Source organism: Natrialba chahannaoensis JCM 10990 (assembly GCF_000337135.1).
GTDB classification, from domain to species: Archaea; Halobacteriota; Halobacteria; order Halobacteriales; family Natrialbaceae; genus Natrialba; species Natrialba chahannaoensis.
The window spans coordinates 1-25,708 of the sequence record NZ_AOIN01000059.1 but is presented as its reverse complement, the minus strand read 5'-3'; the positions used below and the strand labels follow the sequence as shown (position 1 = coordinate 25,708).

The window sequence follows — 25,708 nt, the reverse complement described above, 5'->3', positions numbered from 1 at the left end:
TCTTCCACGATACAGCAAGGTGATTACGAGTGCGTCCCAGATTCGGGGACGTGCCGACTGGCGAATAGCTTCGGCGAGGAGAATTGAGTTATCTCCCTTTTGGCCTACTTCGTTTCTGATCGGGTATGTCGCCCGACCCAGCTCAGAAGGCGATCTCTTCGCTCGCGACGACCGTTTTCGTACTGCCAGCGACAGCGATCACCTGAATGGTCGTCTCATCGCCCTCGTCGTATGTCAGTGTCACCATGCCGCCGACCTCTTCGATGGTCTCGTTCTGGTCGAGTCCGTCGATGACGTTGACTTTGTCGGCGTTGCTCAGCGAGGTAAGTCCCACATCGGCCGTCCGTTCCGTCTCGTCGACGCTGATCGTGACACTTGCTCGCGCTTCCTGCCCGACTGACCGCCCGAGTGAGGGCAGTTGGACCTCGTCCGTCGGAACGGTCCCCTCCCCCACCGCAGTCGACTCCGTCGTTTCGAACGTGAAGTCGTCGAGTCCGCCACCCGAGCGTTCGAGTTCGTCGACGAACGCGTCAGGGTCGTTACCGTCGGCAGTAACCCCAACGAACGTGACAGCCGACGTCTCACTGTCGAGCGTTGCGCCGTGGCCGACCCCCGCCAGTTCGGCGTCAACCGCGTCGGCTCCTGTGATGCGTCCAATCGCGATGGAGGTGGACTCGAGTTCACCACTCAGTGTCGCGGTCGCCTCGTCCGTCTCGACCAGCAGTTCCGTCCCCCCGCGGCCGGCCTCAAGGAGCGTCTCGACACCGAGTCCGTCGGGATGGCTGCCGAGGAGCCACTCTTCGGAGACGGCGATGGTTCCGTTCTCGTATTCGAAGACGCTGAACTCGTCGACGGTTTCCGTCGGCTCCGCGTCGGCAGCGTCCGGCGTGAAGGTGCCAGCGAACGCGAAGTCCGCTGCGCTGCTGTCGATGCCGAACGAGAGGCTGGTTTCGATCGCCTCTGCATCGCCAAACTGGTTGATGTCGCCGATATCGAGGTCGGCCAGCTCGAGTTGTGTTGACTCGCGGAAGTCGTCGCTAAGATCAGATTCGTGGGTGCGGATTGCCTCGAGATCGGCGTAGTGGAGGGTTATTTCTCCGTCGGCGTTGGCTTCGGCCGGGACCCACTGGAGCTGCGCGCTCAAGTCGGTTTCTGTCGACACGGTGCTGGTCGCGTCATCGTCGTCGGTGCCGTTCGACCCCGTTTCGGACTCGGCTGGCTCTTCTGAATCGGGGTTTGAATCCGAATCCGAATCGTCGAGACAGCCAGCACTGATAGCGAGGGCACTGATTGCGCCGGTGGTCGTGAGCAACCGACGACGCGGGAGCGAATTACGCATGTCTGTCTCCACAGGTTACAATCACAGAATAATATACTACCCGGTTGACAGCACGGCATAGGGCCACTGCGGATCGAGACCGAGACCGAGACCGAGACCGGAACGACAATCACGCACGTCGAACTCGGTACCCACATGCGGACTGTTCCCGCCGTTCTCGTCGCCGGCGAAACGCTCGTCGACTTTCTGCCGACACAGCGCGGCCCGCTCGACGATGTCGACCAGTTCGACCGCCGGCCTGGCGGCGCACCCGCGAACGTCGCCGTCGGCCTCGCACGTCTCGGCTCGCCGCCGCTGTTCTGGACCCGCGTCGGCGACGACCCGTTCGGTCGCTTTCTCGCCACGACACTCACGAATCACGGCCTCCCCAACCGCTACATCGAGTTCGACCCGGACGCAAAGACAACACTCGCGTTCGTCACCCACGATGACGCCGGCGATCGCAAGTTCACCTTCTACCGCGACGAGGCCGCAGACACCCGCTTCGAACCCGGCCGGATCGACGACGAAACGCTCGCGGCACTCGAGTGGGTCCACGTCGGCGGGGTCACGCTTTCGAGCGAGCCCGCGAGGTCGGCAACGCTTGATCTGATCGAACGAGCCGCCAGCGCCGGCTGTACCGTGTCGTTCGATCCGAACGCACGGCTGGAGCTCTGGGAGTCGCCAGAAACGTTCAGGCGGATTTGTCGGGAGGCGCTCGCAGCGACTGATGTCTGCAAGGCGACGGCGGGGGAACTCGAGTTGCTCGGCTTCGATGGGGAAACGCCGGCGGCGCTCGGGAAGGACGTGCTCGCCCAGACTGCGGGTCCGAAGATAGTGTTCGTCACGCGCGGGAGCGGGGGTGCCGTCGCGGTTGTAAGCAGCGGGGAGGAGGCAGATGGAGCGGGTCTCGACGAGTTGCCGTGGCTGGAAACCGACACAGACCGAGAGTCAGGTTTGGCCCCACTCGTGGTCGAGAACGCTGGAGTCGAGGTCGACACGGTGGATACAACTGGGGCGGGTGATGCGTTCACGGCGGGAGCGATTTCGGCGCTTCGTGATGGCGACTCGGTCACTGAAACGCTCGAATTTGCCTGTTCTGTCGCTGCGATAACGACGGCCGGACGGGGTGCGATGACGGCAATGCCGGATCGTGAAGTGATCATACGCTTCCGTGAGGAGCGTTCGAACAGCGACTGAGGCCAACGCAAGACTCTCGACGCGAACCGCTCGCGCCGTGCGAACCCAGGCACACCACCTATTGGCGGTGCTGTTGTACCGCGGGTATGGCAACTGACTTCGGGGACGCGGTCTCGTTTGGCAAAACTGTCGTAGCCGGGATTCAGGAGAAGAACGTGCCGTTCATGGCCGCGGGGATCGCTTACCAGGCGTTCATCTCGTTACTTCCGCTGCTCGTACTCATCTTCTTCGTCGTCACGATCATCGGCGACGAACAGTTTGCGAGTCAGGTTGCGACATCGACGGAAGGGTTTCTGCCCGAAAGTGGGCAGATGATGATCGAGAACGCCATCGTAGAGTCGCCCGCAACTGCGGGATCGACGCTCATTGGTGTCGTCATCCTTGTCTGGGGTGCGCTCAAAATTTTTCGAGGGCTCGATACCGCGTTCTCCGAAATTTACAACTCTGGTGGTGCGGGCTCGTTTGTCCAGCAACTGCGTGATGCCGGTATCGTTCTCGGTGCACTCGGTGGCGCACTCATCGCTGCGAGTGCAGCGAGCCTGCTGCTGACGTTCTTCCCAGATATTCCGTTTCTCGAGTTGGTCAGTCCCCTGATTCTCGTCGTCGTTCTTACGGCTGCGTTCCTGCCGATGTACTACTACTTCCCCAACGTTGACGTTACCGCTCGTGAGGTGCTTCCAGGTGTCGTCGTCGCTGCGGTCGGCTGGACCGCCCTTCAGTCGCTCTTTCAGGTCTACGTCACCTTTGCGGGTGAATCCGAGGCTGCAGACCCCATTGGGGCCGTTTTGCTCCTCCTGGCGTGGCTCTACTTCGGCGGCCTCATTCTGCTCGTCGGAGGGGTGATCAACGCGGCTGGAACGGGCCGGCTCGAGACCAAAGACAACTCGATCTCACAGACGTCGATTGCCGCCACGGATCGCGATCCGTTCGTTGACGACATCCAGCGTGAGCAAGCGCGCCTCACCGAACGCATCGAGCGCCTCAAGCGCGAGCGCGCACAGCTTCGAAACGATCTCGCGGCACAGCGATCCCGGCGCTACCGACTGGAAGATCGGGTCAACCACCTGGAGGCACTCACGCGCGACCTCGAGACGGAGAACTCGAAGCTACAGCGCGAGGTCGACTCGGTTGACGACCCGCCGTGGAAACGACCCCTCGATGTGGTGTTCTCGAACGTCGATTCGATCCGAATCGGTGTCGTCGAACGGCGAAGCGACTGAACCAGCCCACCGTCTCTTTGCTGGCAGGCGCTCAAATCGAGAGAGCTTAGTGCATCCCTTCACCACACGCTATCACACCGTGTCCTACCCAGTCCGGGCCGCTAGACGCCGCATTCGCGCGGACCATACCGAGACAATCACCGCCATCGACGACTGCGCAGCGCGCGTTACACGCGACTGGGACACTGCTCGAACGACGAACCCCGAGACCCTCGTGGATTCTCTCCAAACTGAACTCGAGTCGACCGGTGTCCTCGAAACTCTCCCAATGGTCCTCTCGTCGGCGGTGGATGCGACCGGATACGGGCTACAGGCACAGCCGGTCGCTTCGCCGCCGTACGTTGTGATCACGAGCCGTGGGCCGGTTCTTCGGGCGACGATCGACCCGGGACGGCTCGTTATCCGCTTCGACGTGTTCGAGGTGGTTCGCACCGACGAACCGGAGCAACGGGCGGAGTACCATCGGCTCGATGGCGTCCGGCTGGAAATTGGACTCGAGACCTGATATTCTGCTACTGGCCGGGTACACAGTGTTGACACGACATGCGTGCCGAGCGTCAGCACAGGGCAATACTTTTGCAATTTCCCGGAAATCGATCCAACGAGCGATGCACCCACGCGCACAGTCGTTCGCAGAGCAGGCACGCACCGAATTCGACTTCGACCCCGCGATCGAGGAGTTCCCTGAGGGCACGAAAACGGCAGCCGACGCGGCCGACGCCGTCGGCTGTGAGGTCGGTCAGATCGCGAGCTCGCTCGTCTTCGACATCAACGGCTCGCTCGTTGTCTCCGTTACCAGCGGCGCGAACCGTGTCAGGGAGGCCGCCCTCGCGGATACGTTCGACGCAGCGACTGGCGACGTCGCGATGGCCGACGCCGATCGAATCCGTGAGGAGATCGGCTGGTCTATCGGTGGCGTTCCACCGTTCTGTCACGAACGGTCGGCACCCGTCGTCATCGACGAGACACTACTCGAGTACGACACTGTTTGGGCAGCGGCCGGGACACCGGAGGCGGTGTTCCCGATTGACCCGGACCGGTTACGGCGGTATGCGGACGCCTTGCCGGCATCCGTGGCTGAATAGGAAACCGTTCACCACCATTAACAAAACCAGTGCCTTGATTACTAATGAGTGGTATTGGACTAGCAGACAGTAACAATGACGATCGATCCACGCGATACGACACGCCGCTCGCTACTTGCAACGACTGGTTCGCTCGGTGTCCTCGGCCTCGCCGGGTGCCTGAGCGACGACGATGAAGAGGACGAGGGTGGAAATGGTCACGACGACGACGACCACGACGACGATCACGATCACGACGATGATCATGATCATGACCATGGCCACATGGACATCGAGACGTTCGAGGTAATCGACCGCGATACTGACGACGTTGCGGTGTACGTCCACGGCGACCACTGGCACGGTGACCCGCTGCTCGTGCCAAAGGACGACAACCTCTCGGTCGAAGCCCACGTCGAAGACGACCACGGTGATGAGGTTGCCCTCGGTGACGACGAGGAATACACGCTCAACGCGCGACTTGCAGATGGTGCACAGGGGATTGTCGACCTCGAGTCACACGGCGACCACCTCCACATCACGGGCGAGGAAACGGGTATTACCGATATCGTCTTCCAGCTCTGGCACGACGACCACGCCGACTGGGAATCGCCTGCGCTCGAAGTCGAAGTTGTCGAGGATATTGACGACCACGATGACGATGACCACGATCATGATGACGACCATGATCACGATCACGACGACCACTGAGCCAGTTCGCTGACCCGCATTTCCGACGACCTCCCGGAGACGGCTGCGAATGCAGCGAAACTAACTGATGACGGCCGGTGGGGTCATTGTTGGATACCCGTTGCACGCTTGTTTTATCGCACCCAGCCTGTACAGAGGATGTCTCGTCTATGCCATCGTTACTAACCACACCCTCTCTGATGCCGCCGAGTTATTAAGATAAGCATCCTCCATAACAATCCTTTTATTCGACCGGGCGTACTCACAGCTATGAAGCTCTCACGTCGTTCGGTACTCGCCACCGGAGCGGGGGCCGCCACACTCGCTGCGGGGGCTGGCTGTCTGAGTGAACCAGACGGTGGGCCACAGTCTGAAGGCGGTTACGCTGCGTTCTTCGCGCTCTGGGACTGGGCACAGCACGTCGGCGGGGACGCACTCGAGATCGAGAATCCGATCCGGACCGGTGAGATGGGCCACGGCTGGGAACCGCCCGCAGATCTGCGCCGCGATATCGTCAGTTCGAACGTCTTCATCTATCTCGACACTGCCGAGTTCTCGTGGGCGCAAAACGTCGCCGCCGATATCGAAGCCGACGGCAGTGACGTGACGCTGATCGACGCCATGGATGGACTCGAGTCCAGCCTCATTCCGGCCCAAAGCGAGAACGGCAACCGAGAACCGGATACCGACGCGGAGTACGATCCGAGTGACATCACGATCGCGGAGTTCGACGTCTACAACCGACGAACGGACGCCGAAGTCGCCTACTGGCACGGTGATCACTGGCACGGAAACCTCCCCGAGATTCCCGTTGACGACTACGCGACGGTCGACGGCGTCTTTACTGACGACGAAGGTCGTGTCCTCCCACTCGGCGAGGACGAACCGTTCCGAATCGACGCACGAGTCACCGAGGGTGCAGCAGACGACGTGGTTGAGATCGAGTCACAGGGAGACCATATCGTTTTCCACGGGCTCGATACCGGCCGCACGCGCGTCATCTTCGAACTCGTCGCAGATGGTGAGGTGATCTGGGATACGAGTGCAGACAATATGACCGCCGATGTCGTCGAGGAACTGACCGTCGACGACGACTCAGTGCCGGAGTTTTACGACCCACATGTCTGGGTTGATCCGGTAATTGCCCAGCAGATGGTCGAAACGATCGCGGACGGCCTCGCGGAGATGGACCCGGAGAATGCGTCGCTGTACGAGGACAATGCCGCGGACTACATCGATCGCCTCGAAGCAGTCGATGACCAGTTCGAGTCCCTTTCCGATGAAGCGACGAGAGAGATTGCTGTTCTCGCCGGCCACGACTCGTTCCAATACCTCGAAACGCGGTACGGCTTCGAGATTCACACGCCAGCAACGATCTCGCCCGATGCAGAGATTACGACGGGCGATCTGGCGGATACGATCGACCTGATCGACGAGCAGGGCATCGAGACGATCCTCTACGATCCGTTCGACGCCACGGACGGCGACGTGCCTCGGGAGGTTGATCACCTCCTCGAGAACAGCCAGGCGACCGATGCCGAGGCGATTAGCCCGGCTGAAGGGACGACCGACGAGTGGAACGAACAGGACTGGGGCTGGATCGAGCAGATGGAAGACCTAAACCTGCCCGCGCTTCGGCAGGCACTCGAGGCGGAGTGATCGCAGTGGGCACGAATCGACCCCTCCCCACTGTCGTTCCGACATCGATCCCCCTCTCAGAACTGTACGCTGGTATCCGGACCCCAAATCGCGAACTGGAAGAACTAAACGCACGCACAACTCAGCAGGAAGTGAGACTACAGTGAGTTCGGTCGTCGACTGCCATGGTGTATCGTTTGCCTACGGCGAACAGCCCGCCGTCTCAGACGTTAGTCTGACCGTCGAACAGGGGGACTTTCTGGGCCTGATCGGTCCGAACGGCTCGGGGAAGACGACGCTGTTGCACCTTATGCTCGGCTTACTCTCACCCGACGAGGGTTCGATCGAGCTATTCGGTCAGCCTGTCGACGACATCGACCAGGGCAACCGCATCGGTTACGTCTCACAGCAGGCAACCAGCCGCGGCGGGACGATGCCCGTCACCGTCCGCGAGTGCGTCCGCATGGGTCGGTTCGCCCACGCCGGCCACGCTCGGCTCTCGGCCGACGACGAGGCCATCGCCGAGGAGGCACTCGAGACGGTCGGCATTACGGACCTCGCAGAACAGCGGGTCAACGAACTCTCGGGTGGCCAGCGCCAGCGGGCCTACATTGCGCGCGCGCTCGCCTCGGAGGCGGACCTGCTCGCGCTCGACGAACCGACCGTGGGCGTCGACGCCGAATCGCGGGACGCGTTCTACCAGTTACTTGAATCGCTGAACAACGACGGCATTGCGATCATTTTGATCGAGCATGACATCGGCGTCGTCACGGACCGCGCGGATCGTATCGCCTGCATTAATACAGAGTTGTATCACCACGGCGACACGGAGTCATTCGTCGAGAGTGATGCGCTGAGTGAAGCGTACGGTGCGACTGGAACCGTCGTGCATCATCATCACTAATGAGCGGGACAGAGACGCCGACGGACTCGGACTCGGACTCGGATTTGGCTTCGGCTTCGGGCGATGACTCACCGTCCACAGCACAATCAGTGTCACGCGAGGAGGAGACCCGACGAGACTACAGGGCCCGGTCCCTCCGTCGGCGCGTCGAACTCACTGGTATCGCACTCGTTGGTGCAGTTACGGTGCTTCTGATCGGATTTCTGTTCATCGATTGGCTCCGCCACTACCCGCTCGCGGATCTCCACCCGTCACTCGAGTCGGCGTACACGGTGACGGGAATCGGTCCAGGGGCGCAGTTGCTCTTCGAGCAGGTGCTGATTGTCGGCATGTGGATGGACTATGTGCTCGGGTCAAATCTCTTCCAGTACGCGTTCGTCTGGCGACAGATCACGACGGGTATCCTGGTCGGAATCGTCGCGCCGCTGGTCGGCACCTACCTCGTCCACCGGCAGATGGCACTCATCGGAGAGACACTTGCACACACCGCGTTCGCCGGCATCGCAGTTGGCATCCTGTTCTCGGGACTGACTGGCTGGGACGGGTCGCTGTTGCTCGTCGCACTCGTCGTGAGCGTGCTCGGCGCGCTCGCGGTCCAGTGGCTCACGGAGCACACGAGCACGTACGGTGACGTTCCGATCGCGATCATGCTCACCGGGAGCTTCGCAGTTGGGACGTTACTGATTAGCTGGAGTCGTGGCTTCGTCGCTATCGCCGTCGAAATTGAGGGCTTCCTCTTTGGAAGCCTCGGTGTCGTCACTGCCGGGGGCGCTCGGCTGATGGCCGTGCTCACCGTGGCCGTCGTCGTGGTCGTCGCGGTCACGTACAAACAACTGCTGTTCATCACGTTCGACGAACAGGCGGCACGCGTCGCCCAGCTCGACGTGACGCGGTACAACACCCTGCTCGTCGTGATGACCGCCGTGGTCGTCGTCGGCGCGATGCAGGTCCTTGGCGTGATCCTCGTCGCCGGCATGCTCGTCATTCCCGTTGCCGCGGCCTCGCAGGTCGCACAGAGCTTCCGCGAGACGCTGTACCTCTCGATCCTGTTCGGCGAACTCTCGATCATCGCCGGCTTTGCCTTCGCGTTCAGTCAGGGCCTCCCGGCCGGTGGTTCGATCATTGTCGCCGCTATCGGGATCTATCTACTTGCGGTCCTCGTCTCCGACCGGCCGGGGGCTGCGATTTCGATGCACTGACGCGGATGTCCACTCCGTTTTACCTCATTTTTCGTCTCTCATTCACCCCGACTCCCATCCCGTGGGAAGTCGGGTGCAGTTTTACCTCCCTTGCCGTCGACACATCGACTGATGGGACGGTTATCCGAGCTGTTCGCCCCCGAGACTGTCGGCGTGATCGGTGCAACCGAGCGCGAGGGCGCGGTTGGCCGCGCGATCCTCGAAAACCTCCACCAGGAGTTCGTCGGCGAGGTCGTGCCGATCAATCCGAGCCACGAGACCGTTCTCGGACTCGAGGCGTATCCGGACGTCGCCAGTGCACCGCCGCTTGATCTGGCCGTCGTGGTCGTGCCGCCGCCGGTCGTACTCGAGACGATCCGCGAAATCGGCGAGGCAGGCACACAACACGTGGTCGTCATTACAGCCGGGTTCGCCGAGAGCGGCGGCGAGGGGGCACGACGAGAGGCAGCGTTGCGCGAGATTGCAGCGGAGTACGACCTCAACGTCGTCGGACCGAACAGTCTGGGTGTCATGTCGACACCGGTGAGCATGAACGCGACGTTCGGCCCGGAGAGCGCCCGTGACGGGTCGATTTCCTTCATGAGTCAGTCGGGGGCGTTCATCACGGCGGTCCTCGACTGGGCGAACGAGCAGGGGATCGGTTTCCAGGACGTGGTCTCGCTCGGCAACAAGACGATCTTGGATGAGACGGACTTCGTCCGCGAGTGGGGTGCTGATCCGGAGACCGACGTGATCATCGGCTATCTCGAGGATATCGACGCCGGCGACGAGTTCATCCGGACGGCCCGGGAGGTCACCGAGGAGACGCCGATCGTGTTGGTCAAGTCGGGCCGGACTGACGCCGGCGCGCAGGCTGCCTCCTCGCATACCGGCGCAATCGCGGGTAGTGAACGTGCCTACGAGGCCGGGCTGGAGCAGGCCGGCGTCATTCGTGCAAGTTCCGTCCAGGAGCTGTTTGACGCTGCGCGGGCGTTGTCCGGGCTGCCCGCGCCCGACTCGGACGGCGTCGCCGTCGTGACGAACGCGGGCGGCCCCGGCGTGCTCACGACCGACGCGGTCGGTGACTCGACGCTACGGATGGCCGACTTCACCGACGAGACGATCGACAAATTACACGAGGCGATGCCCGACGAGGCGAACGTCTACAACCCGATTGATGCCATCGGCGACGCAGACATCGATCGGTTCGGCCGGGCACTCGAGATTGCCCTCGCTGATCCAAACGTCGGGTCGGCGGTCGTCGTCAGCGCGCCGACGGCCGTGATCCAGTACGACAAACTCGCAGAGGTCGTCATCGAGAAGCGCCAGGAGTTCGAGAAACCGGTCGTCACCTGCCTGATGGGTGGTGATCGGGCTAGAGCGGCCGAGACGGTGCTCCGTGAGTTCGGCATCCCCAACTACTTCGATCCGGCTCGAGCGGTCGCGGGACTCGATGCGCTTGCGCGCTATCGTGACGTTCGTCAGCGGACAAGTGACGACCCCGCAGCGTTCGATGTCGATCGTGAGCGGGCACGTGAGATCCTCGAGCGAGTCGAGCGCCGCGACGACAATCGGCTCGGTATCGAGTCGATGGAACTCCTTGAGACCTATGGCATTCCGACGCCGCCGGGCGAAATCGTCGACGACCCGGCTCGTGCTCGCGAGGTTGCCGAAGCGATCGAGGGCGACGTCGTAATGAAGATCGTGAGCCCGGATATTACCCACAAGTCGGACATCGGTGGCGTGAAAGTCGGTGTGAGCGACGACGAGGTGTACGACGCCTACGAGGACGTGGTCGCCCGGGCGCGCAACTACCAGCCCGACGCGACCATTCTCGGCGTGCAAGTACAGGCGATGCTCGACCTGGAGGGGACGACCGAGACCATCGTCGGGATGAACCGCGATCCGCAGTTCGGCCCGCTCTTGCTGTTCGGTCTCGGCGGAATCTTCGTCGAAATTCTGGAGGATACGTCGGTTCGCGTTTCGCCGATCGGTGAGAGTGCTGCCCGCGAGATGGTCAACGAGATTCGAGCTGCGCCACTGTTGCGCGGCGCTCGCGGGCGGGAGCCAGCAGACGTTGACGCAATCGTCGAGACGATTCAGCGACTCTCACAACTGGTCACTGACTTCCCGGCGATTCTGGAACTCGACGTGAACCCGCTCGTTGCGGGACCTGATGGAGTACAGGCGATCGACCTGCGACTGACCGTCGATACGGAGGAACTGTAATGACCGATACCACTACTGATACCGATACTGACACAGATACCGACGCTACCACCGACACCGAAACCGGCACTGACGCTGACACAGACACTGACGCCACCAACAGCCATACTGACAACACGGCCACCGGAACCGAACCAACGAGCAATCCCACACCCGATTCGGACGCCGACCCACTGCTGGTCGCCTCGCTCGAGGAGAGCACCGGGAAAACCGCGATCACCATGGCGCTCGCGCGCCTCGCACAGGACCGCGGCGACCAGGTCGGCTACATGAAACCCAAGGGGACGCGTCTGCAGAGTAACGTCGGCAAGACCCTCGACGAGGACCCCATGCTCGCCCGTGAACTCCTCGAACTCGACGCGGAGATGCACGACTTAGAGCCCATCGTTTACTCGCCGACGTTTATCGAGCAGGCCATCCGCGGCCGCGAGGACGCCGACGAGCTCCGCCACCGGATCGTCGAGGCCTACGAGGACCTCGCCACCGACTGCGATCGGATGTTTGTCGAGGGCGGCGGCCGGTACGAGGTGGGCGGCATCGTCGACCTCACCGACCCAGACGTGGCCGCCTCGCTCGACGCCAGCGTCCTGCTGGTCGCACCGTACGAAACCCCAGGGGACATCGACGACGTACTCGCAGGCGTCGACGCCTTCGGCGACCGACTTGCCGGCGTCGTCTTCAACAACGTTGCCGACGCTGCTTACGACCAACTCGAGACGGATGTCGTGCCGTTCCTCGAGGGCCGCGGCGTCAATGTCTTTGGCATTATCCCGAGCGAGCAGTCACTCGCCGGCGTTACCGTCGAAGCCCTCGCGGACGAACTCGGCGGCACGCTACTCGTCGAGGACGGGGTCGACGCCTACGTCGAACGCTTCGCCGTCGGTGCAATGGGTGCCGACAGCGCGCTGCGGTACTTCCGCCGGACGAAAGATGCGGCCGTCATCACCGGCGGCGACCGGGCGGAGATTCAGACGGCGGCACTCGAGGCCCCTGGTGTTCGCTGTCTCATTCTGACCGGCGGTCACCGTCCGTCGGGTGCGGTCATCGGCCAAGCGGCCGAGAAGGAACTCCCGATAATATCGGTGCAGACGGATACACTCACCACAGTCGAACGCGCCGAAGATGTCGTCCGAAGCGGACGAACGAGGGATGTGGCGACCGTCGAACAGATGGAAACGCTGCTCGCAGATCACGCGGCACTCGACGAACTCTACGAGTCAATGTCGACCTAGCGTCATCCACCCGAAACGAAAATGTCGGTGCGTAGTCGGGCAACCTACCCACCGAGCACTGCCGGTTTGTCAGAGGCACCCCGGCACCCGTCTATTCAGAGCGGATTCCTATACACTCATTTGTCGATGTGCTCCCCAGACGACGGCACACACGTAAATACCTGTTGTCCATTCATAAGAGTATGTGCAATGGTGACAATATGATCTGATTGCTCCGTTATCCCACACTAGTCCCGCTCCTGGCACACGTTTTCACCATTTCGTACAGGTGCTATCAGCTCCATCTTCCTGAACTATGTCTCATTCCTCCACACCACCAACATACCACTAACAGACCACCAACACATTACTGGGACAACACTGACACAACACCGCTTCTAAGCCACACGATCTAGTCCACACTCACACACGTCTTCCACACAGGCAACAATTCTGCACACTACTACTACTTCTACTTCTACTTCTACTACTATCACTACCCGTCCCTCCGCTCTGACGCCCCCATGTCCACGATCCGTCGTCAACCCTACCCACCATCAGTACCATTATTTCGCTGTCGACCGCACCTGTCGCTCATGGTGCGAGAGACCGAGCTGCTCACTATTGTTCGTCGTCGCGAGTCCCTGCTGCGCCGACTCGCCGCGGGACCGACTCGCCCATGCACCCTCACGGCCGAACTCGAGTTGTCTCGCTCGACGATCGACAGGGGTATCTCGGAGCTCCAGCGTGCCGAACTGATCGAACGAACGACCGTCGACGGACAGTGCCAGTACCGGTTGACGGTCGCCGGCGACCTCGCGCTCTCGTCGTTCGAACAGCTTTCTGACCGCCTCACGCAGGTGACCCGCCGAAGCGAGTTGCTCGCCGAACTACCGCCGTCGGCCGACCTGAGCTGGCAGATCATCGACGGAGCCACGGCGGTGACACCATCGACACCGCCCGCACAGGTTGCAGACTCCCTTTCGATCGGCGGGGTACTCGAGTTGCCCGAGTGTGACGGCGGGGTCGGCACCGAGCGGACGAACGCAGAAGCGAACACGCTTGAGGCCACGCTCAGTGTCCTGCTTCGGCTGGGGAAGACCCATCAGGTCGTGGTCCCAGGGGCGACTCACTGTCTGGCAAGCGCTTACTGTGGAGCACTCGGTGATGCGGAGTCGGGGGAAACGAAGCGGGAGCCGAAGTCGGGGATAGAGGTGACGGTGATCGCCCCTGACGATGCGATCCAGTCGCTACTCGGTGCGTTCGGGGATGGAACGGCGAGTGCGCTTTCGGCTGGCCAGCTCGTTCTGCGCGAGACGACGCAGCCGCCGCCGTACGGCCTCGTCTGTGTTGAGCTCGCCGAGGAGACAGTCGAGACGGAGGCGACAGCGCTGACGATTCTCCTCGTCTGTGGTGCTGATGACGAGCCCTGTGGGCTACTCGTCGGGGACGATCAGGCGGCGTGTGAGTGGGCGCGTACCCGGATCGCGTCAATCGCGGAGACTGCACAGCGGCTCTCGGCACCAACGGAGTGACGAGGCCCCGACACACATCGAACGGCCAGCAGCACAATCATCTCCCCGCTGAGTCAGACGAGTGGCAGGCGTGTGCCACGAGCCGTGAATTTTTGGGCTGTCATACCCGAACAGACGTCTGCGTGTTGTGCAGTCGGATCAGTGTCCGGTCGGCTCTCGCGACTGTCGTGTCTGACCAACAATTAAGAGTTAGCCGCGCATGTGCCCAGACATGGACGACACTCCCCAGGAGATCACCTCTCTCGTCGGACGCGAGGTCTACTCGAACAGCGGCGTTTTCGTCGGCGAAGTCCAGGACCTCCAACTGAACGTTGATGGCCAGGCCGTCACCGGGCTTGCACTCGGCAACCTGAACACCGAACTGTTCGCAGAAGAGTCCGCGACTGGCCAGGGCGTTATCGTCCCCTACCGCTGGGTGCGCGCGGTCGGTGACGTGATCCTGATCAACGACGTCGTCGAGCGCGTTCGCGATCCGGACGAAGAAGAGACTGAACTGGTTGCCTGAACGCTAACCTGAACGGTAACCCTAACTGCCGTTCGATCCTTCTGCTCCGTCGACACCCATCGCGTCGAACAGCGTTCGCTTGACCGCTTCTTCGGTCAGATCGAGCAGCGTATCCCGTGTGTCCTCCGAGATTTCGATCCCGGTGAAGATGCCGAGCGGAATCTCCGCGCTGGCCTGTGTCGAGTGACCCGCTGTCTCACCCATCTCGCCGTAGGCGTCGGCCAACACCTTCCCGATGTTGATGCGGATGTCCTTCGAGCGGCCTGCGAGGAAAATCGTCTCGTCCGCGATACCAAAGACGGCCGTTGTCGTGACGCCCTCCAGATTCAAGAGGTGACTCGCTGCCTGGGTGAGCGCCTCGCGGTCCCGGACGAAGCCCGCGTTCGAGACGAGATGACTCCCCTGTACGTCGCGGTTGGCGATCGCCTCCGCGAGCACGTCGAGCGTCTCGGGCGACATCGACGGCGACTCGACCTGTTCTAAGGTGTCGTGGTTCGCAAACGGGTAGAGATAGGCTGCGGCAGTGAGATCGGCGGGGGTAGTGTCGCGTTTGAAATCCAGCGTCTCCGCACGGATACCGTAGAGCAAGGCAGTGGCAACCTCCTCGGAGACGTTCATGTCGAACTCCTGAATGTACTTCGTCATGATCGTCGACGTCGAGGACATGTTCGGCCGGATGTCGACGAACTCGGGTTCGAACTCCTGATCCGCCTCGCGATGATCGATCACCGCGTCCACCGAGAGATCAAGTTCGGCTGATGTCTCACGATCGACCAACGCGACGCTATCATAGACCGACTGATCCTCGATCTCGTCCCACTGCACGAGGTCGATCCCAAGCAGGTTGACGAACGCCCGATTCTCCTGGTGACCCACATCGCCCAGATAGATGATATCCGACTCGACGCCGAGGTGATCCGCAATCGCCTGCAACGCCGCCGCGCTCGCGATCGAGTCCGGATCGGGGCTATCCTGCGTGATGATCGCCAGCCGCGTTCCCGTCTCCTCGACCAACTGGGCGAGTTTGCCAGCGTTGTACTCGAGTTCACCGGACTCGAGTGCGCGGAGTGCGGATTCGGCGATGACGGAGGAGGGGTTGATGACGATGTCTGCGCCGAGGGTGGAGAGTTCGTCGCCGGAGACGGGGTCGCTCGCACGGGCAACGACGAACTGGTTGTCGTTATCGGCGCGGATGTGTTCGACGGCCTGTTTGTTCGATTCGACGTCGGAGGCGAGGATAAGGACGACGTCGCGGTCGGCGACGAGGTCGGCGACCTCGGCTTCGCGGATGTCGGCGCTGCGCGCGTCTAAGTCCTGGTCTCGGAGCGATTCAACGCGGTTTTCGTCCCGGTCGACGATCAGTACGTCCTTGCCCTGTTCGACGAGTTCTTCGGTGACGGCGTAGCCGACGCTGCCACAACCCAAGATAGCGTAGTTAGAGATCGACGAAATCGTAACCCCCGTGCTCATGTGAACGTGTGGTCGGACCGACCGCACTTAACATTCCCGAAGATTGTGACGTTGCGGGAGTGTCTCTTTCAATTGTGATGTCTCGATTGAGTGCAAGCGTGGCGCTCTCTGTCACAACGCAACTCAAGGGAAACGTATTTTACCAGTCGACGAAAAGTCAGAAGTGAAGGGCCGGTAGCTCAGTCCGGCAGAGCGTCTGACTCTTAATCAGACGGTCGCGTGTTCAAATCGCGCCCGGCCCGCTTTTGCGACGAACAAATACGTGAGGAGCAAAGCGGCTAGAGCGATTTGAACGCAGGGAGGTTGTGCGCAGCGAAGCGAGCACATCCGACCGTGTGTTCAAATCGCGCCTGGCCCGCGCCCTTGCCGTAGCGTCCACCCACTCTCGAAAGGAGCACCGTATTTTTGCTGTGTTTTATTTCCATTTATGACTGTTCGTAGAGGTCATTTGTGCCAATAATATGTTATGATCTATCTGTGCTTGTATCCAGTCTTGACTACCAAATTCACTACATCATCTCTGATTGGGCACTGTCTATAGTAGCCACTGCAAGTCACTGCGCACCTGATCGCACGACGGCAGCGCGGTTCGGAGCGAGTAGAACGAGTGAGAACCGCGGACGTGCGATCAGTGTGTAACTAGTTGCAGTTGGTACTATAGTTTAGCACCTCCGTGGCGTCTGGTTGCTGAGTGACTGGTGCGGTCGCTGTGTATTATAGGGGAGACTACACAATTATATTTGGGGGATTACACTCAAAAAGCCGGTTCGGTGACTTACCGGTCGTCTCGAACACCCGCAGGGAAGTCGTTGGTCGACAACTGGACAGCACCAGAATCGCTCGTGATCCGAAGCGAATACGCGTCCGATGTCGGGTTTGCGTAGCAGTTTTCGACGGTAACGTCACTCGCACCGTTGAGGACGATCGGCGTATCCGTCGTTTCGAACTCGCTGTCGGCAAGCCGATAGTCAGCGCCGCGCAGTTCGATTCCGCGACGGCGGGTTGTTCCGTGCTGTTCGACATCGAGGCCGGTGAACTCACAGGAGTGCCGTTCACAGAAGATTGCGTGTCGCAGCGTCGAGCCGGGTGCATCACCTGTCACTCGAAGGTCGGAGACCTCGACCGCACCACCGTCGCTGCCGAGAAGACGCAGGGCGTTCGCGCTGCCGTCGATATCGACGGTGACATCGTCGATGACTGCCGCCCCCGTCTCGGGATCGAGTCGGATACCGTTGTTCGGCCGCGCACCGATACTGATCTCGGTGTTCGAGATGATCGTCTCGTCGACGGGGTTCATGACCCTGATCGCGTCGCCGTTCGGTTCGGGAACGTCGATATCGACACCCTCAATGGTGAACTCTTCGCCGCGGTCGAGCCGAATCGCGTGCTGACCCGCCGAGTCGTGGGGATCGTCGTCGACAGTGATCGTCGTGTTCCTGATCGCACCGGCCGTTCCGCTAAGGCGGATCGAGGCAGTTCCACTATTTTGGTAGTGCCCGCCGTCGACGCCGATCTGCCCAGTTTCGTTCGAGGCGTACAGGCCGTTGTCCGGGAACCCCCCGAGGATACAGTTCTCGAAGACGAGCGTGCCACGATGGTGCTGATTGATTCCAAACCCGGTCGCGCCGCGCCACATGTTACCCGCGTTCGGCGTCTCGTCGACGTGGACGGCACCATCTGGTGCGTGGAAACAGTCGACGAGACCGTTGCCCTCCGGATCGGTGACGTTGAACAAGCCTGGCCCCCAGGTCCCGCTGTCGTGCACTCCGTGTACCGTCACGTTTCGGACGAGAAGTCCGTCCTCGACTTCGGCGTTGATGACACGAATCCCCGTTTTCGACGCACTTTGATCGATATCGAAGCCTTCGAATCGGAGGTCACGACCGGGTCTATCGCTTGTTCCAAGTCGGAACAGACGATACTGTGGACCGTCGAACCCGTGGTAGTCTGCCGGGGCGAGTGTCGCACTGTCACCCACAAACCCGACGTTCTCGAACCCGGTGAATCGGAGCTGTTCGTCCATGTAGTACCGCCCTTCCGGAAATTCGATGAGCGTGTTATCGCCAACGTGGTCCCGGAGAACGGGCGTAATCGGTTCGCCCCCAGTTGGATCTGCGCCGGCATCGACGATATCGACGACCGTCTCGTACTGCGCTGTGGGATCGTCGTCTGCCGCCGCCCCCGCTCCACTCACTGAGAGGATTCCACCAACCCCGGCCACCCCAGCGACCGTTCCGGTGAGATACTGGCGTCGACTCCACTTCCGTCCGTGCGTATCCTTTGACGTCACAGTCTCCGTTCGGCGGGTCCGTGGGTTTACGTATATGCGACGTAAGCCACTCTCCCGACCTATCACAGTGTGTTGGTATCTGTGATGGAGGAGTCGAACCGACGCCTGCTTGCGGTCCGACGGCGGCCACTGTAATGTACTTGCGACAGATAGAACGGTCTGACTGTCCGTTCGTCTGTCTGTTGCATAACCATTGTTCGCTCGAAACAGTCTCGTTCCGCCCCAGTACACCGTTTATCACGCTACTCTCGGACCAACTAACAGTAACTCACGTTTATATATCATCCCTGGAGACTTTCGCTATTGTCGTTGCTAATCTCTTTGGAAATGCGGTTAATGCGGTCCCTGTTTAACAAGTGAATCGAACCCATGACATCGATCGCAGACATCGAATTCTCGGCCGAGGGTACCGGACTGGGCGAACTCTTCGAGGCCGTCCCCACGCTCACGTGCGAGATGGAGCGTGTTATCGCCTCGAACGGGCACAGCCTCTGGCTGTCGGGACCGTCCAACGAGATGATCGACGATGCGCTCGCGGCTTCGTCGGCGGTCGATGCATACTCGCTGATCAACAGCGATGACGGCCGCTGGCTGTACGACATCGAGTTCGACCCGGACACGGTCGACGTCTTCGAAACCGTCATCGACGAGGATGGAACCGTACTCAGCGCCTCCGCGTCGAACGGCATCTGGCTACTAAGTGTTCGTGTCCTCGAGCGCGAGCACGTCAGCTCACTGTACGACCGACTCGTCGACAACGACGTCTCGCCGACGATCGTTCGCCTCTACGATCTCGAATCGGAGAGTCACTCCCAGTGTGGCCTGACAAGCCGACAGTACGAAACACTGGTCGCTGCAATCGATCACGGCTACTTCGAAATCCCGCGCGAGGTCTCGATGCAGGAGCTGTCTGAGGAGCTCGATATCTCACACCAGGCGCTGTCCGAGCGCCTGCGTCGTGCCTATCGCGCGCTCGTCACCTCCGAGCTCAACGTCGCCGAAGACGAGGCAGTGACTGCGCCGATGCCATCTGACTAGCACACAAGAGATCGCCACCTGCGAGCTGCGTTGCAGCTGACAGTGCCAGTTGCGATCTGGTACCGGACTCTCTTCTGCCGGGACTCGTACTCGAGTAGCTCGTATCCCCAGCTACCGGCACCGACCCGGAATCGCTACCGACACTGACGACGATACCAACTCCGACACATCCCTGCGTCAGTGCTTCGCGGAACAGCACCATTAATAGTGAGCTCTTTGTCTCTCCGCTATGGAGATCGACAGCGACGACGGCGTCCTGCGACTCACGTTCGACCGCCCCGGTGTGCTCAACGCGATCACCCGCGAGACCGCGTCGGACCTCGCAGATACGATCGGCGATGCCGATCCCGAAGAGTATCACGCGATCGTCATCACTGGCGAGGGTGACGCGTTCAGCGCTGGTGGTGACATCGAGGCGATGGCGGCCGAACCTGATCCGCCACGGCAGGCCTACGAGGAGGTCACCGAGACGTTTGGCCGTGTCGTCGAGGCGATGCTCGAGTGTCCCGTGCCAATCGTGGCGAAAGTGAACGGTGACGCGGTAGGGGCGGGACTCGCCATTGTCGCGCTTTCGGACATCGCATATGCGGCCGAGGATGCGACCTTTTCCTGTGCGTTCGTTCGCGTTGGCCTTATTCCAGACACTGGTGGGACGTTCATGCTCCCGCAGCTAATCGGCCTCCGTGCTGCGAAGAAGCTCGCGTTTACTGGCGAGTTTTTCGATGCAGAGCGGGCAGCGGACCTCGATCTGATCAACGAGTCGGTTCCGGCTGCCGACCTCGACGAGCGGGTGACCGAGACGGTCGAGCGACTCGGACGCCGCCCGACGGACGTGATCGGCATGATGAAGCAGGCGATGCACGAGAACATGGGTCGGCAGTGGGATGAAGCACTGGATTACGAGAACCTGTTGCAGGTCCACGCTCGTTCCACTGACTCTCATGAAGAGGGAGTTGCTGCGTTCCTCGAAGGCCGGGAGCCGGAGTTCAACGAGTAGCTGGCGTCCAACAGTTTTCTGCCGTGTCTCAGTATGTTGCAGTGCTCGTCTCGTGTCGCAGTGCCTGTCTCGTCTTGTACTGTACTGTACTGCCCTGTACTGTACTGCCCTGTACTGTATTGTACTGTACTGTGTCGTGAAACCGTATTTTTGTGAGGGCTCTCTCGTAGGTGCTGTTTGTCTCGTCGGAATGGATGGCAACGCCGAGAACAGCCGAGACACGCGTTGACGGCGAACTCGCAAGCCAGCGCAAGCACCACCATCTTGGTCGTGTTTGGCATACCTGTTGGTGCAATGTCTCCACAATTTACAGACGACGATGTCGGGAAGACGGTCGTGAACGCGGAGGGTGACGACGTCGGTATCGTCGCCGATGTCGAACACGGAACGGCACACGTCGAACCGAACCCAGGTATCGCGGATACGATCAAAGCCAAACTCGGCTGGGGTGGGACTGACGACGCGTACCCGTTGCAGGAGACGGCGGTTTCGACTATTACGGACGACGAGATCCACCTTCAGAGCGATCTGTCGGGGACTGGTACAGGGACAGGGACCAGTACTGGTGCTGGTACCGAAACCAGTACAGGACGAGAGACAGAAACGGGCGGAATGACGGACACAGATACCGGTCGAGGCGATCGAACTGACGACGATGGCATCATGGACGACGACCACCGCAGCCGATCAGACGATGACGGCATCATCGACGATGACGATGATGACCTGATTGGCGACGACGACAGCGACCTCATGGACGACGATGATGATGACAGCTTGTTGGACGACGACGATGACGACGACCTTGTTGGCGACGACACACGGTAGATCGCTGTCGTTCTCGCTGTTGCTGTTACCTTCACCCCACAGCACGCTGTGGCTTTGTTGGATTGCGAGTTGGTTACACGACCTCGAGAAGCTTTACTACTACTCCAAAACAGCCGAACCCTACGTCGGCTCGCCGTGCGTAACACCATCTCGATCGTCGGCACGCCGCCGACGCAATGCCGCCCGCGCGTTCGACGCCTCGTACCCGAAGAACACACCCTCAGCGTAGTGCTCTGCCACCTCGAGTGCGTGAATTAGATTTTCAATCTCGATATCGATCGCGTACAGTTCGATACTGAAGGGCGTCTCGAGTGCACTCTGGAATCCCTTCGCGATCGTCTCGAGCCAGTAGGTCGTCTCGTAGGCCATATCGTACAGCGGGATGACGAACTCGTCGACGTGTTCCTCGAGTGCCGCAAGATCTAGCCCGGCGCGTTCATAGAGGTGGCCAGGGTACGGATCGGGGTAGAGCGTCAGGTAGACACGGCCGGGGATGCGCGCTGCGGCTTCAGCGACGAACTCAGTGATGACGTCGGCACGCCAGGCCTGGCGGTCGTCGAACTCGCTGGCCTCGAAGGCCTGTTCGCAGACGCCACAGCGACAGTACCCCTCGCGAGGGAAGCCAACGTCGTCGAGTCGAACGTCCTCGTTGGCCGCGACGCAGTCGTCGATAATTTCCAGGAGGCCCTCACGGTAGTCCTGTCGTGATGGGCAGATGTAGGCCCAGTCGAAGTACTTCCGGTCGCGGGTTGCGGGGCGACCCATGTCGTCGACGGGGACGAGCGACGGGTCGGCGTCTGCGGCCGCGTTGTCGCCGAAACAGGAGACCATGTTCACCCCGTCCTCGATCGGGTCGGCGGACCGGCCGGTCACGTCCTTGACTTCGTAGAATCCGCGGTCGAACTCCGGCCATCGGACCTCTTCAGCGTTGCGAGTGACGACGCCGTACATACTGCAGCGTACGACGCCGTGCCTGTAAGCCGTTCGGATCGGGGACCGTGGACCGGATCAGGGCAGGGCGACCGGTCCGCAGCCGTGCGTGAACTCGAACGGGTCGGGTGCTACTGACTACTGGTAAGACTGTGCGCTGTCTGCCGATTACTCGACGGGGTCGTACTCGATCTCGTCGTCGATCTCGGTGCCGCTCGTGCTGAGGAGCTTCCAGAGGACGGCGATGACGACCAGGGCGAGTACGACTTTAATCGTGCGTGACATATACACCATAACAATCGGTTGGCTCGTACTTAGCTATTCTGGACAGTTCTCCTCCTGTGAAAATATAGCATACCGATGGTGTTCGCCCCTTCTTTTGAACGACGATCAGTGGCTAGTCACGAGGCCGATCATCCGCCCACATCGGTGACGAACGACTCGGCGTGCCACGTCCGCCGTCAGCTCAGTTCGTAGCGATTAGTTCAGCGACTCAGTTCGTATCGATCAGTTCCGCGATTCCTGCTCGCACGATCGTCCCGCAGTACGAACAGCGAACCCCATCCTGAAGCACCTCAAAGCGCGAGGTCACCGGCTCACCGTCAGTTGTGATACAGTCCGCATTGGGACAAGAGAGCACGCCCTCGACGACATCGGGACGCTCGACGCGGTGTTTCTCCACGACATCGTAATCACGGACGATGTTGATCGAGGCGTCGGGTGCGATCAGCGAAAGCACATCGACCTCGTCCTGGCTCAACTCGCGGTCTTCGACCTTGACGATATCCTTGCGCGCGAGGCGATCAGAGGGAACGTTCATCCCGACAGAGACCTCCTCACCCTCGCCGCCGTCGATGCCCAAAATTGCGAGCACGTTCAGCGCCTGACCACCGCGAACGTGGTCGATAACGGTCCCATCCTGAATCTTGCTGACGCGCAGTTCGTGGTCCGCGTTGCCGTCGTGGTGGTCGTGATCGTCACTCATCTGCCTCACCTCCTGATAGCAACAGATCAAGCAGCGCCATCCGCACCGGCACCCCGTTGTGCGCCTGCTCGAAGTACGCCGCGTGCTCCGTCTCGTCAATCTCCGGCGCAATCTCGTCGACCCGCGGCAGCGGGTGCATGATCGTCAGATCGTCGCTCGCCTCCTCGAGTGTCTCCAGATCGATCTGGTACTCGCCGGCGACCTTCTGGTACTCGTTCTCATCCGGGAATCGCTCACGCTGAATCCGCGTCACGTAGAGCACGTCGAGCGAGGAGAGGACGGACTCGAGTGCCTCGTGTTCGCGGATCTGGGTGTCGTCTTGCTGGTGGAGGTCGTAGACGACTTCGCGGGGCAGTTGGAGGCTCTCGGGGCTGATGAAGTGCTGACGGGTGTCGAAGTTAGTGAGCGCGTAGGCCAGTGAGTGGACGGTGCGGCCGTACTTCAGATCGCCCATAATGCCGATGGTGAGGTCGTCCAGGCCCGCGTTTTCTCGAATAGTGTAGAGGTCGAGCATCGTCTGGGTTGGGTGGTGGCCTGCACCGTCACCGGCGTTCAACAGCGGGACATCGACGAACTCGCTTGCCATCGCGGCGGCTCCCTGTTTGGGGTGGCGCAGGACGAGCGCGTCCGCGTAGCCCTCGATGACGCGGACGGTGTCGGCGAGCGTTTCCCCCTTTTTGACGCTCGAGGACTCGACCGAGCCCATGTCGACGACGTTGCCGCCGAGGCGTTTCATCGCAGTTTCGAAGCTCATCTTGGTTCTCGTACTCGGTTCGAAAAAGAGCAGGCCGAGCAACGCGTTGGTGTGTCGGTCGGCGGCGGCAGCCGGGTCATCGGCGATCTCGGCCGCTCGGTCGAGGACAGTCTCGATGTCCGCCCGTGAGAGTTGTTTGCTCGTGATGAGGTGATCGTGGCGCATTCGTTCGTGTTGGCTCTTGCATTCCCCTTGAATCCCTCCATTCCGCGTCGGCATCTCGATTTAGCAACTGCTGTGACAGTAACACAAAGGCAAAGAATTATGCACGGACTACAGAAAGACACGATATCCGTATGGTAGAACGGCTGGAAACCGGGATCGACGTGCTGGATCGCAAACTCGACGGTGGGCTTCCGCCGGGATGTCTCGTCGCGTACGCCGCAGCCCCGGCCAGCCAGTCGGAACTCTTGTTGTACGAACTGACCGCAGCACGCGGCACACTGTATCTCTCGACCGAACGGTCGACCGATGCCGTTCGACACGCCGTCGAGAACTCACCCTCTGACGTCGGCAACCCGACCATTCGACACGTCGGCAGTGATGCCCCGATCACGGAAACGCGCAAACTCATCAACGCACTCCCCGAGGGTGCGAACCTCATCATCGACACCATGGACGTTCTCGAGCAAACCGACCGCGAGGAGTTCATCTCGTTCCTCAACGACCTCAAGACACAGATGCTCGAGAAGAACGGCATTGCCGTCCTCCACTGCCTGAAAGACGACGATACGGCCAATCGGGCTCGAACCTTTCACGCAGCGGACGCAGTTTTTGATCTCCAGACGGCTATCTCCGGTGCCGAACTCGAGAACCACCTCACTGTCCCCAAGTTCCGCGGCGGCAGTCAACCGACCGACGCGATCAAACTCGAGTTGACCGAAGAGGTGGCGATCGATACGAGTCGGGATATCGCCTGAGTTCGCTGTTTCTGCGTTCTGCTTCTCGCTTCTCGCTTCTCGCTCCCCGCTTCTTGTTTCCCGGTTCTCAGCCTCCGTCCCGCAGCTCTCACTCTCCGCGTTGCGCGCCGCTTGCGACTATGCAGACGCACCACGCACTACACGGAACTGAGACTATTCCATCTGAAAACGCAAGAACTGCACCGCTGATCGTCGCGAGAGGTTACTCTTCTGCGCCTTCGAGTTCGTCGACGATTTCGTCGGCGTCGACGTCGGCGTCCTCGAGTGCCTCCTCGATGTCGCCGCCGCCCATGCCGCCCATCATGCCGGGCATGCCCATGCCGCCCATGCCGTCGATGACTTCCTGGACGATGACGCGGTCGACACCGATCTGGTCGATGATGTCCTGACCGATCTGCTGCTTGCCCATCATCCACTGCTGGTTCATGGTCATCTGTGGCGTGGCCTCGAGGTAGAGCGTCTCCTTCTCGACGACCTCGGTCTCGAACTCGGGTTCGGCGTCTTCGTCCTCATCCGCGTCCTCGTCAGGCTCGACTGGGACTTCCTCCTCGACCTCGTCGGTCTCGATCCAGAGCTCTGGCTCGAGGCCGAGGTACATCTCGAAGAGGCCGGCAGCCTGCTGTTCGCGGTCGTCGACGACATCGAGAACCTCGAACTCGTACTCGACATCCTCGCCGGCGAGCGGGTGGTTGAAGTCCACACGCGCGCGGCCACCAATGATCGTGCTGATGTAGCCCTGCTGGCCGTCGACCTGCACGTTCGCACCGGGGGCTGTCTCTTATACACATCTCTGAGCGGGCTGGC

Annotated in this window: 22 protein-coding genes, 1 tRNA gene and 1 pseudogene; 17 read left to right on the top strand and 7 right to left on the bottom strand. The window is 60.9% G+C overall.

What is annotated here, in order from left to right; translation table 11 throughout:
• Positions 1-142 precede the first annotated feature (142 nt).
• Complete coding sequence (locus C482_RS10325) at positions 143-1,339, bottom strand: hypothetical protein (RefSeq protein ID WP_049896626.1); 1,197 nt, start codon at positions 1,337-1,339, stop codon at positions 143-145.
• 135 nt (positions 1,340-1,474) lie between these two features.
• On the opposite strand from C482_RS10325, the gene C482_RS10320 reads away from it, so the two are divergent.
• The 12 genes from C482_RS10320 (at position 1,475) to C482_RS10265 (ending at position 14,692) form a co-directional block, all read left to right on the top strand.
• Complete coding sequence (locus tag C482_RS10320; RefSeq protein ID WP_006167545.1) at positions 1,475-2,518, top strand: carbohydrate kinase family protein; 1,044 nt, start codon at positions 1,475-1,477, stop codon at positions 2,516-2,518.
• A gap of 86 nt (positions 2,519-2,604) precedes the next feature.
• The gene (locus C482_RS10315) at positions 2,605-3,738 is read left to right on the top strand and encodes a YhjD/YihY/BrkB family envelope integrity protein (RefSeq protein WP_006167544.1); all 1,134 of its coding nucleotides are present in this window, start codon (positions 2,605-2,607) and stop codon (positions 3,736-3,738) included.
• A gap of 79 nt (positions 3,739-3,817) precedes the next feature.
• Positions 3,818-4,243, top strand: a complete 426-nt coding sequence (locus C482_RS10310) for a hypothetical protein (protein WP_006167543.1) — start codon at positions 3,818-3,820, stop codon at positions 4,241-4,243.
• 103 nt (positions 4,244-4,346) lie between these two features.
• Positions 4,347-4,823, top strand: a complete 477-nt coding sequence (locus tag C482_RS10305) for a YbaK/EbsC family protein (RefSeq protein ID WP_006167542.1) — start codon at positions 4,347-4,349, stop codon at positions 4,821-4,823.
• A 75-nt stretch (positions 4,824-4,898) separates the two neighbouring features.
• Complete coding sequence (locus tag C482_RS10300; protein ID WP_006167541.1) at positions 4,899-5,513, top strand: hypothetical protein; 615 nt, start codon at positions 4,899-4,901, stop codon at positions 5,511-5,513.
• A 249-nt stretch (positions 5,514-5,762) separates the two neighbouring features.
• The gene (locus C482_RS10295) at positions 5,763-7,151 is read left to right on the top strand and encodes a metal ABC transporter solute-binding protein, Zn/Mn family (RefSeq protein WP_006167540.1); all 1,389 of its coding nucleotides are present in this window, start codon (positions 5,763-5,765) and stop codon (positions 7,149-7,151) included.
• A 142-nt stretch (positions 7,152-7,293) separates the two neighbouring features.
• Positions 7,294-8,034 (top strand): metal ABC transporter ATP-binding protein, encoded by a 741-nt coding sequence (locus C482_RS10290; RefSeq protein WP_006167539.1) that lies wholly within the window; start codon positions 7,294-7,296, stop codon positions 8,032-8,034.
• On the top strand, positions 8,034-9,233 hold the full coding sequence (locus C482_RS10285) for a metal ABC transporter permease (RefSeq protein ID WP_006167538.1): 1,200 nt from the start codon (positions 8,034-8,036) through the stop codon (positions 9,231-9,233). The genes C482_RS10290 and C482_RS10285 overlap by 1 nt, the downstream gene beginning before the upstream one ends.
• A 111-nt stretch (positions 9,234-9,344) precedes the next feature.
• Positions 9,345-11,441 carry an acetate--CoA ligase family protein gene (locus C482_RS10280; RefSeq protein ID WP_006167537.1) on the top strand — a complete coding sequence of 699 codons (2,097 nt, stop codon included), beginning with the start codon at positions 9,345-9,347 and terminating at the stop codon, positions 11,439-11,441.
• The gene (locus C482_RS10275) at positions 11,441-12,673 is read left to right on the top strand and encodes a phosphotransacetylase family protein (protein WP_006167536.1); all 1,233 of its coding nucleotides are present in this window, start codon (positions 11,441-11,443) and stop codon (positions 12,671-12,673) included. Before C482_RS10280 ends, C482_RS10275 begins: the two co-directional genes overlap by 1 nt.
• 575 nt (positions 12,674-13,248) lie before the next feature.
• Complete coding sequence (locus C482_RS10270; protein WP_006167535.1) at positions 13,249-14,187, top strand: transcriptional regulator FilR1 domain-containing protein; 939 nt, start codon at positions 13,249-13,251, stop codon at positions 14,185-14,187.
• A 211-nt stretch (positions 14,188-14,398) separates the two neighbouring features.
• A complete protein-coding gene (locus C482_RS10265; RefSeq protein WP_006654855.1) occupies positions 14,399-14,692 on the top strand; it encodes a PRC-barrel domain-containing protein in 294 nt (97 codons plus the stop codon).
• A gap of 21 nt (positions 14,693-14,713) precedes the next feature.
• Here C482_RS10265 and C482_RS10260 read toward each other — a convergent pair whose 3' ends face one another.
• On the bottom strand, positions 14,714-16,162 hold the full coding sequence (locus C482_RS10260) for a DHH family phosphoesterase (RefSeq protein WP_006167533.1): 1,449 nt from the start codon (positions 16,160-16,162) through the stop codon (positions 14,714-14,716).
• 168 nt (positions 16,163-16,330) lie between these two features.
• Between C482_RS10260 and C482_RS10255 the strand changes: the two genes are divergently transcribed.
• A tRNA-Lys gene (locus C482_RS10255) sits at positions 16,331-16,404 on the top strand.
• A gap of 533 nt (positions 16,405-16,937) precedes the next feature.
• On the opposite strand, the gene C482_RS10250 is transcribed toward C482_RS10255, so the two are convergent.
• Entirely contained in the window at positions 16,938-18,452 is a 1,515-nt protein-coding gene (locus C482_RS10250; protein ID WP_006167532.1) for a hypothetical protein, read from the bottom strand.
• A 369-nt stretch (positions 18,453-18,821) separates the two neighbouring features.
• Between C482_RS10250 and C482_RS10245 the strand changes: the two genes are divergently transcribed.
• The 3 genes from C482_RS10245 (at position 18,822) to C482_RS10235 (ending at position 21,315) form a co-directional block, all read left to right on the top strand.
• Positions 18,822-19,490 (top strand): helix-turn-helix domain-containing protein, encoded by a 669-nt coding sequence (locus C482_RS10245; protein ID WP_006167531.1) that lies wholly within the window; start codon positions 18,822-18,824, stop codon positions 19,488-19,490.
• A 229-nt stretch (positions 19,491-19,719) separates the two neighbouring features.
• Positions 19,720-20,487 carry an enoyl-CoA hydratase/isomerase family protein gene (locus tag C482_RS10240; RefSeq protein WP_006167530.1) on the top strand — a complete coding sequence of 256 codons (768 nt, stop codon included), beginning with the start codon at positions 19,720-19,722 and terminating at the stop codon, positions 20,485-20,487.
• Positions 20,488-20,781: 294 nt separating this feature from the next.
• On the top strand, positions 20,782-21,315 hold the full coding sequence (locus C482_RS10235) for a hypothetical protein (protein ID WP_006167529.1): 534 nt from the start codon (positions 20,782-20,784) through the stop codon (positions 21,313-21,315).
• A 120-nt stretch (positions 21,316-21,435) separates the two neighbouring features.
• On the opposite strand, the gene C482_RS10230 is transcribed toward C482_RS10235, so the two are convergent.
• From C482_RS10230 to pyrB, 3 genes are all read right to left on the bottom strand, one after another.
• The gene (locus C482_RS10230) at positions 21,436-22,266 is read right to left on the bottom strand and encodes a hypothetical protein (RefSeq protein WP_006167528.1); all 831 of its coding nucleotides are present in this window, start codon (positions 22,264-22,266) and stop codon (positions 21,436-21,438) included.
• A gap of 472 nt (positions 22,267-22,738) precedes the next feature.
• Positions 22,739-23,230 carry an aspartate carbamoyltransferase regulatory subunit gene (pyrI, locus tag C482_RS10225; protein WP_006167526.1) on the bottom strand — a complete coding sequence of 164 codons (492 nt, stop codon included), beginning with the start codon at positions 23,228-23,230 and terminating at the stop codon, positions 22,739-22,741.
• Entirely contained in the window at positions 23,223-24,149 is a 927-nt protein-coding gene (gene pyrB, locus C482_RS10220; RefSeq protein ID WP_006167525.1) for an aspartate carbamoyltransferase, read from the bottom strand. Before pyrB ends, pyrI begins: the two co-directional genes overlap by 8 nt.
• A 131-nt stretch (positions 24,150-24,280) precedes the next feature.
• Here pyrB and C482_RS10215 point away from each other — a divergent pair, with 131 nt between their 5' ends.
• Complete coding sequence (locus C482_RS10215) at positions 24,281-24,904, top strand: RAD55 family ATPase (RefSeq protein ID WP_006167524.1); 624 nt, start codon at positions 24,281-24,283, stop codon at positions 24,902-24,904.
• Between the two features lie 202 nt (positions 24,905-25,106).
• Here the strand turns inward: C482_RS10215 and C482_RS10210 are convergent.
• Positions 25,107-25,673 (bottom strand): annotated as a pseudogene (locus C482_RS10210) (FKBP-type peptidyl-prolyl cis-trans isomerase); the annotation flags it as partial.
• Positions 25,674-25,708: the final 35 nt, after the last annotated feature.

Coding starts and splice junctions, on each gene's coding strand:
- C482_RS10325 (WP_049896626.1), bottom strand. CDS start 1,339: ATGCGTAATTCGCTCCCGCGTCGTCGGTTGCTCACGACCACCGGCGCA.
- C482_RS10320 (WP_006167545.1), top strand. CDS start 1,475: ATGCGGACTGTTCCCGCCGTTCTCGTCGCCGGCGAAACGCTCGTCGAC.
- C482_RS10315 (WP_006167544.1), top strand. CDS start 2,605: ATGGCAACTGACTTCGGGGACGCGGTCTCGTTTGGCAAAACTGTCGTA.
- C482_RS10305 (WP_006167542.1), top strand. CDS start 4,347: ATGCACCCACGCGCACAGTCGTTCGCAGAGCAGGCACGCACCGAATTC.
- C482_RS10300 (WP_006167541.1), top strand. CDS start 4,899: ATGACGATCGATCCACGCGATACGACACGCCGCTCGCTACTTGCAACG.
- C482_RS10295 (WP_006167540.1), top strand. CDS start 5,763: ATGAAGCTCTCACGTCGTTCGGTACTCGCCACCGGAGCGGGGGCCGCC.
- C482_RS10285 (WP_006167538.1), top strand. CDS start 8,034: ATGAGCGGGACAGAGACGCCGACGGACTCGGACTCGGACTCGGATTTG.
- C482_RS10280 (WP_006167537.1), top strand. CDS start 9,345: ATGGGACGGTTATCCGAGCTGTTCGCCCCCGAGACTGTCGGCGTGATC.
- C482_RS10275 (WP_006167536.1), top strand. CDS start 11,441: ATGACCGATACCACTACTGATACCGATACTGACACAGATACCGACGCT.
- C482_RS10270 (WP_006167535.1), top strand. CDS start 13,249: ATGGTGCGAGAGACCGAGCTGCTCACTATTGTTCGTCGTCGCGAGTCC.
- C482_RS10265 (WP_006654855.1), top strand. CDS start 14,399: ATGGACGACACTCCCCAGGAGATCACCTCTCTCGTCGGACGCGAGGTC.
- C482_RS10260 (WP_006167533.1), bottom strand. CDS start 16,162: ATGAGCACGGGGGTTACGATTTCGTCGATCTCTAACTACGCTATCTTG.
- C482_RS10245 (WP_006167531.1), top strand. CDS start 18,822: ATGACATCGATCGCAGACATCGAATTCTCGGCCGAGGGTACCGGACTG.
- C482_RS10240 (WP_006167530.1), top strand. CDS start 19,720: ATGGAGATCGACAGCGACGACGGCGTCCTGCGACTCACGTTCGACCGC.
- C482_RS10235 (WP_006167529.1), top strand. CDS start 20,782: ATGTCTCCACAATTTACAGACGACGATGTCGGGAAGACGGTCGTGAAC.
- C482_RS10230 (WP_006167528.1), bottom strand. CDS start 22,266: ATGTACGGCGTCGTCACTCGCAACGCTGAAGAGGTCCGATGGCCGGAG.
- pyrI (WP_006167526.1), bottom strand. CDS start 23,230: ATGAGTGACGATCACGACCACCACGACGGCAACGCGGACCACGAACTG.
- pyrB (WP_006167525.1), bottom strand. CDS start 24,149: ATGCGCCACGATCACCTCATCACGAGCAAACAACTCTCACGGGCGGAC.
- C482_RS10215 (WP_006167524.1), top strand. CDS start 24,281: ATGGTAGAACGGCTGGAAACCGGGATCGACGTGCTGGATCGCAAACTC.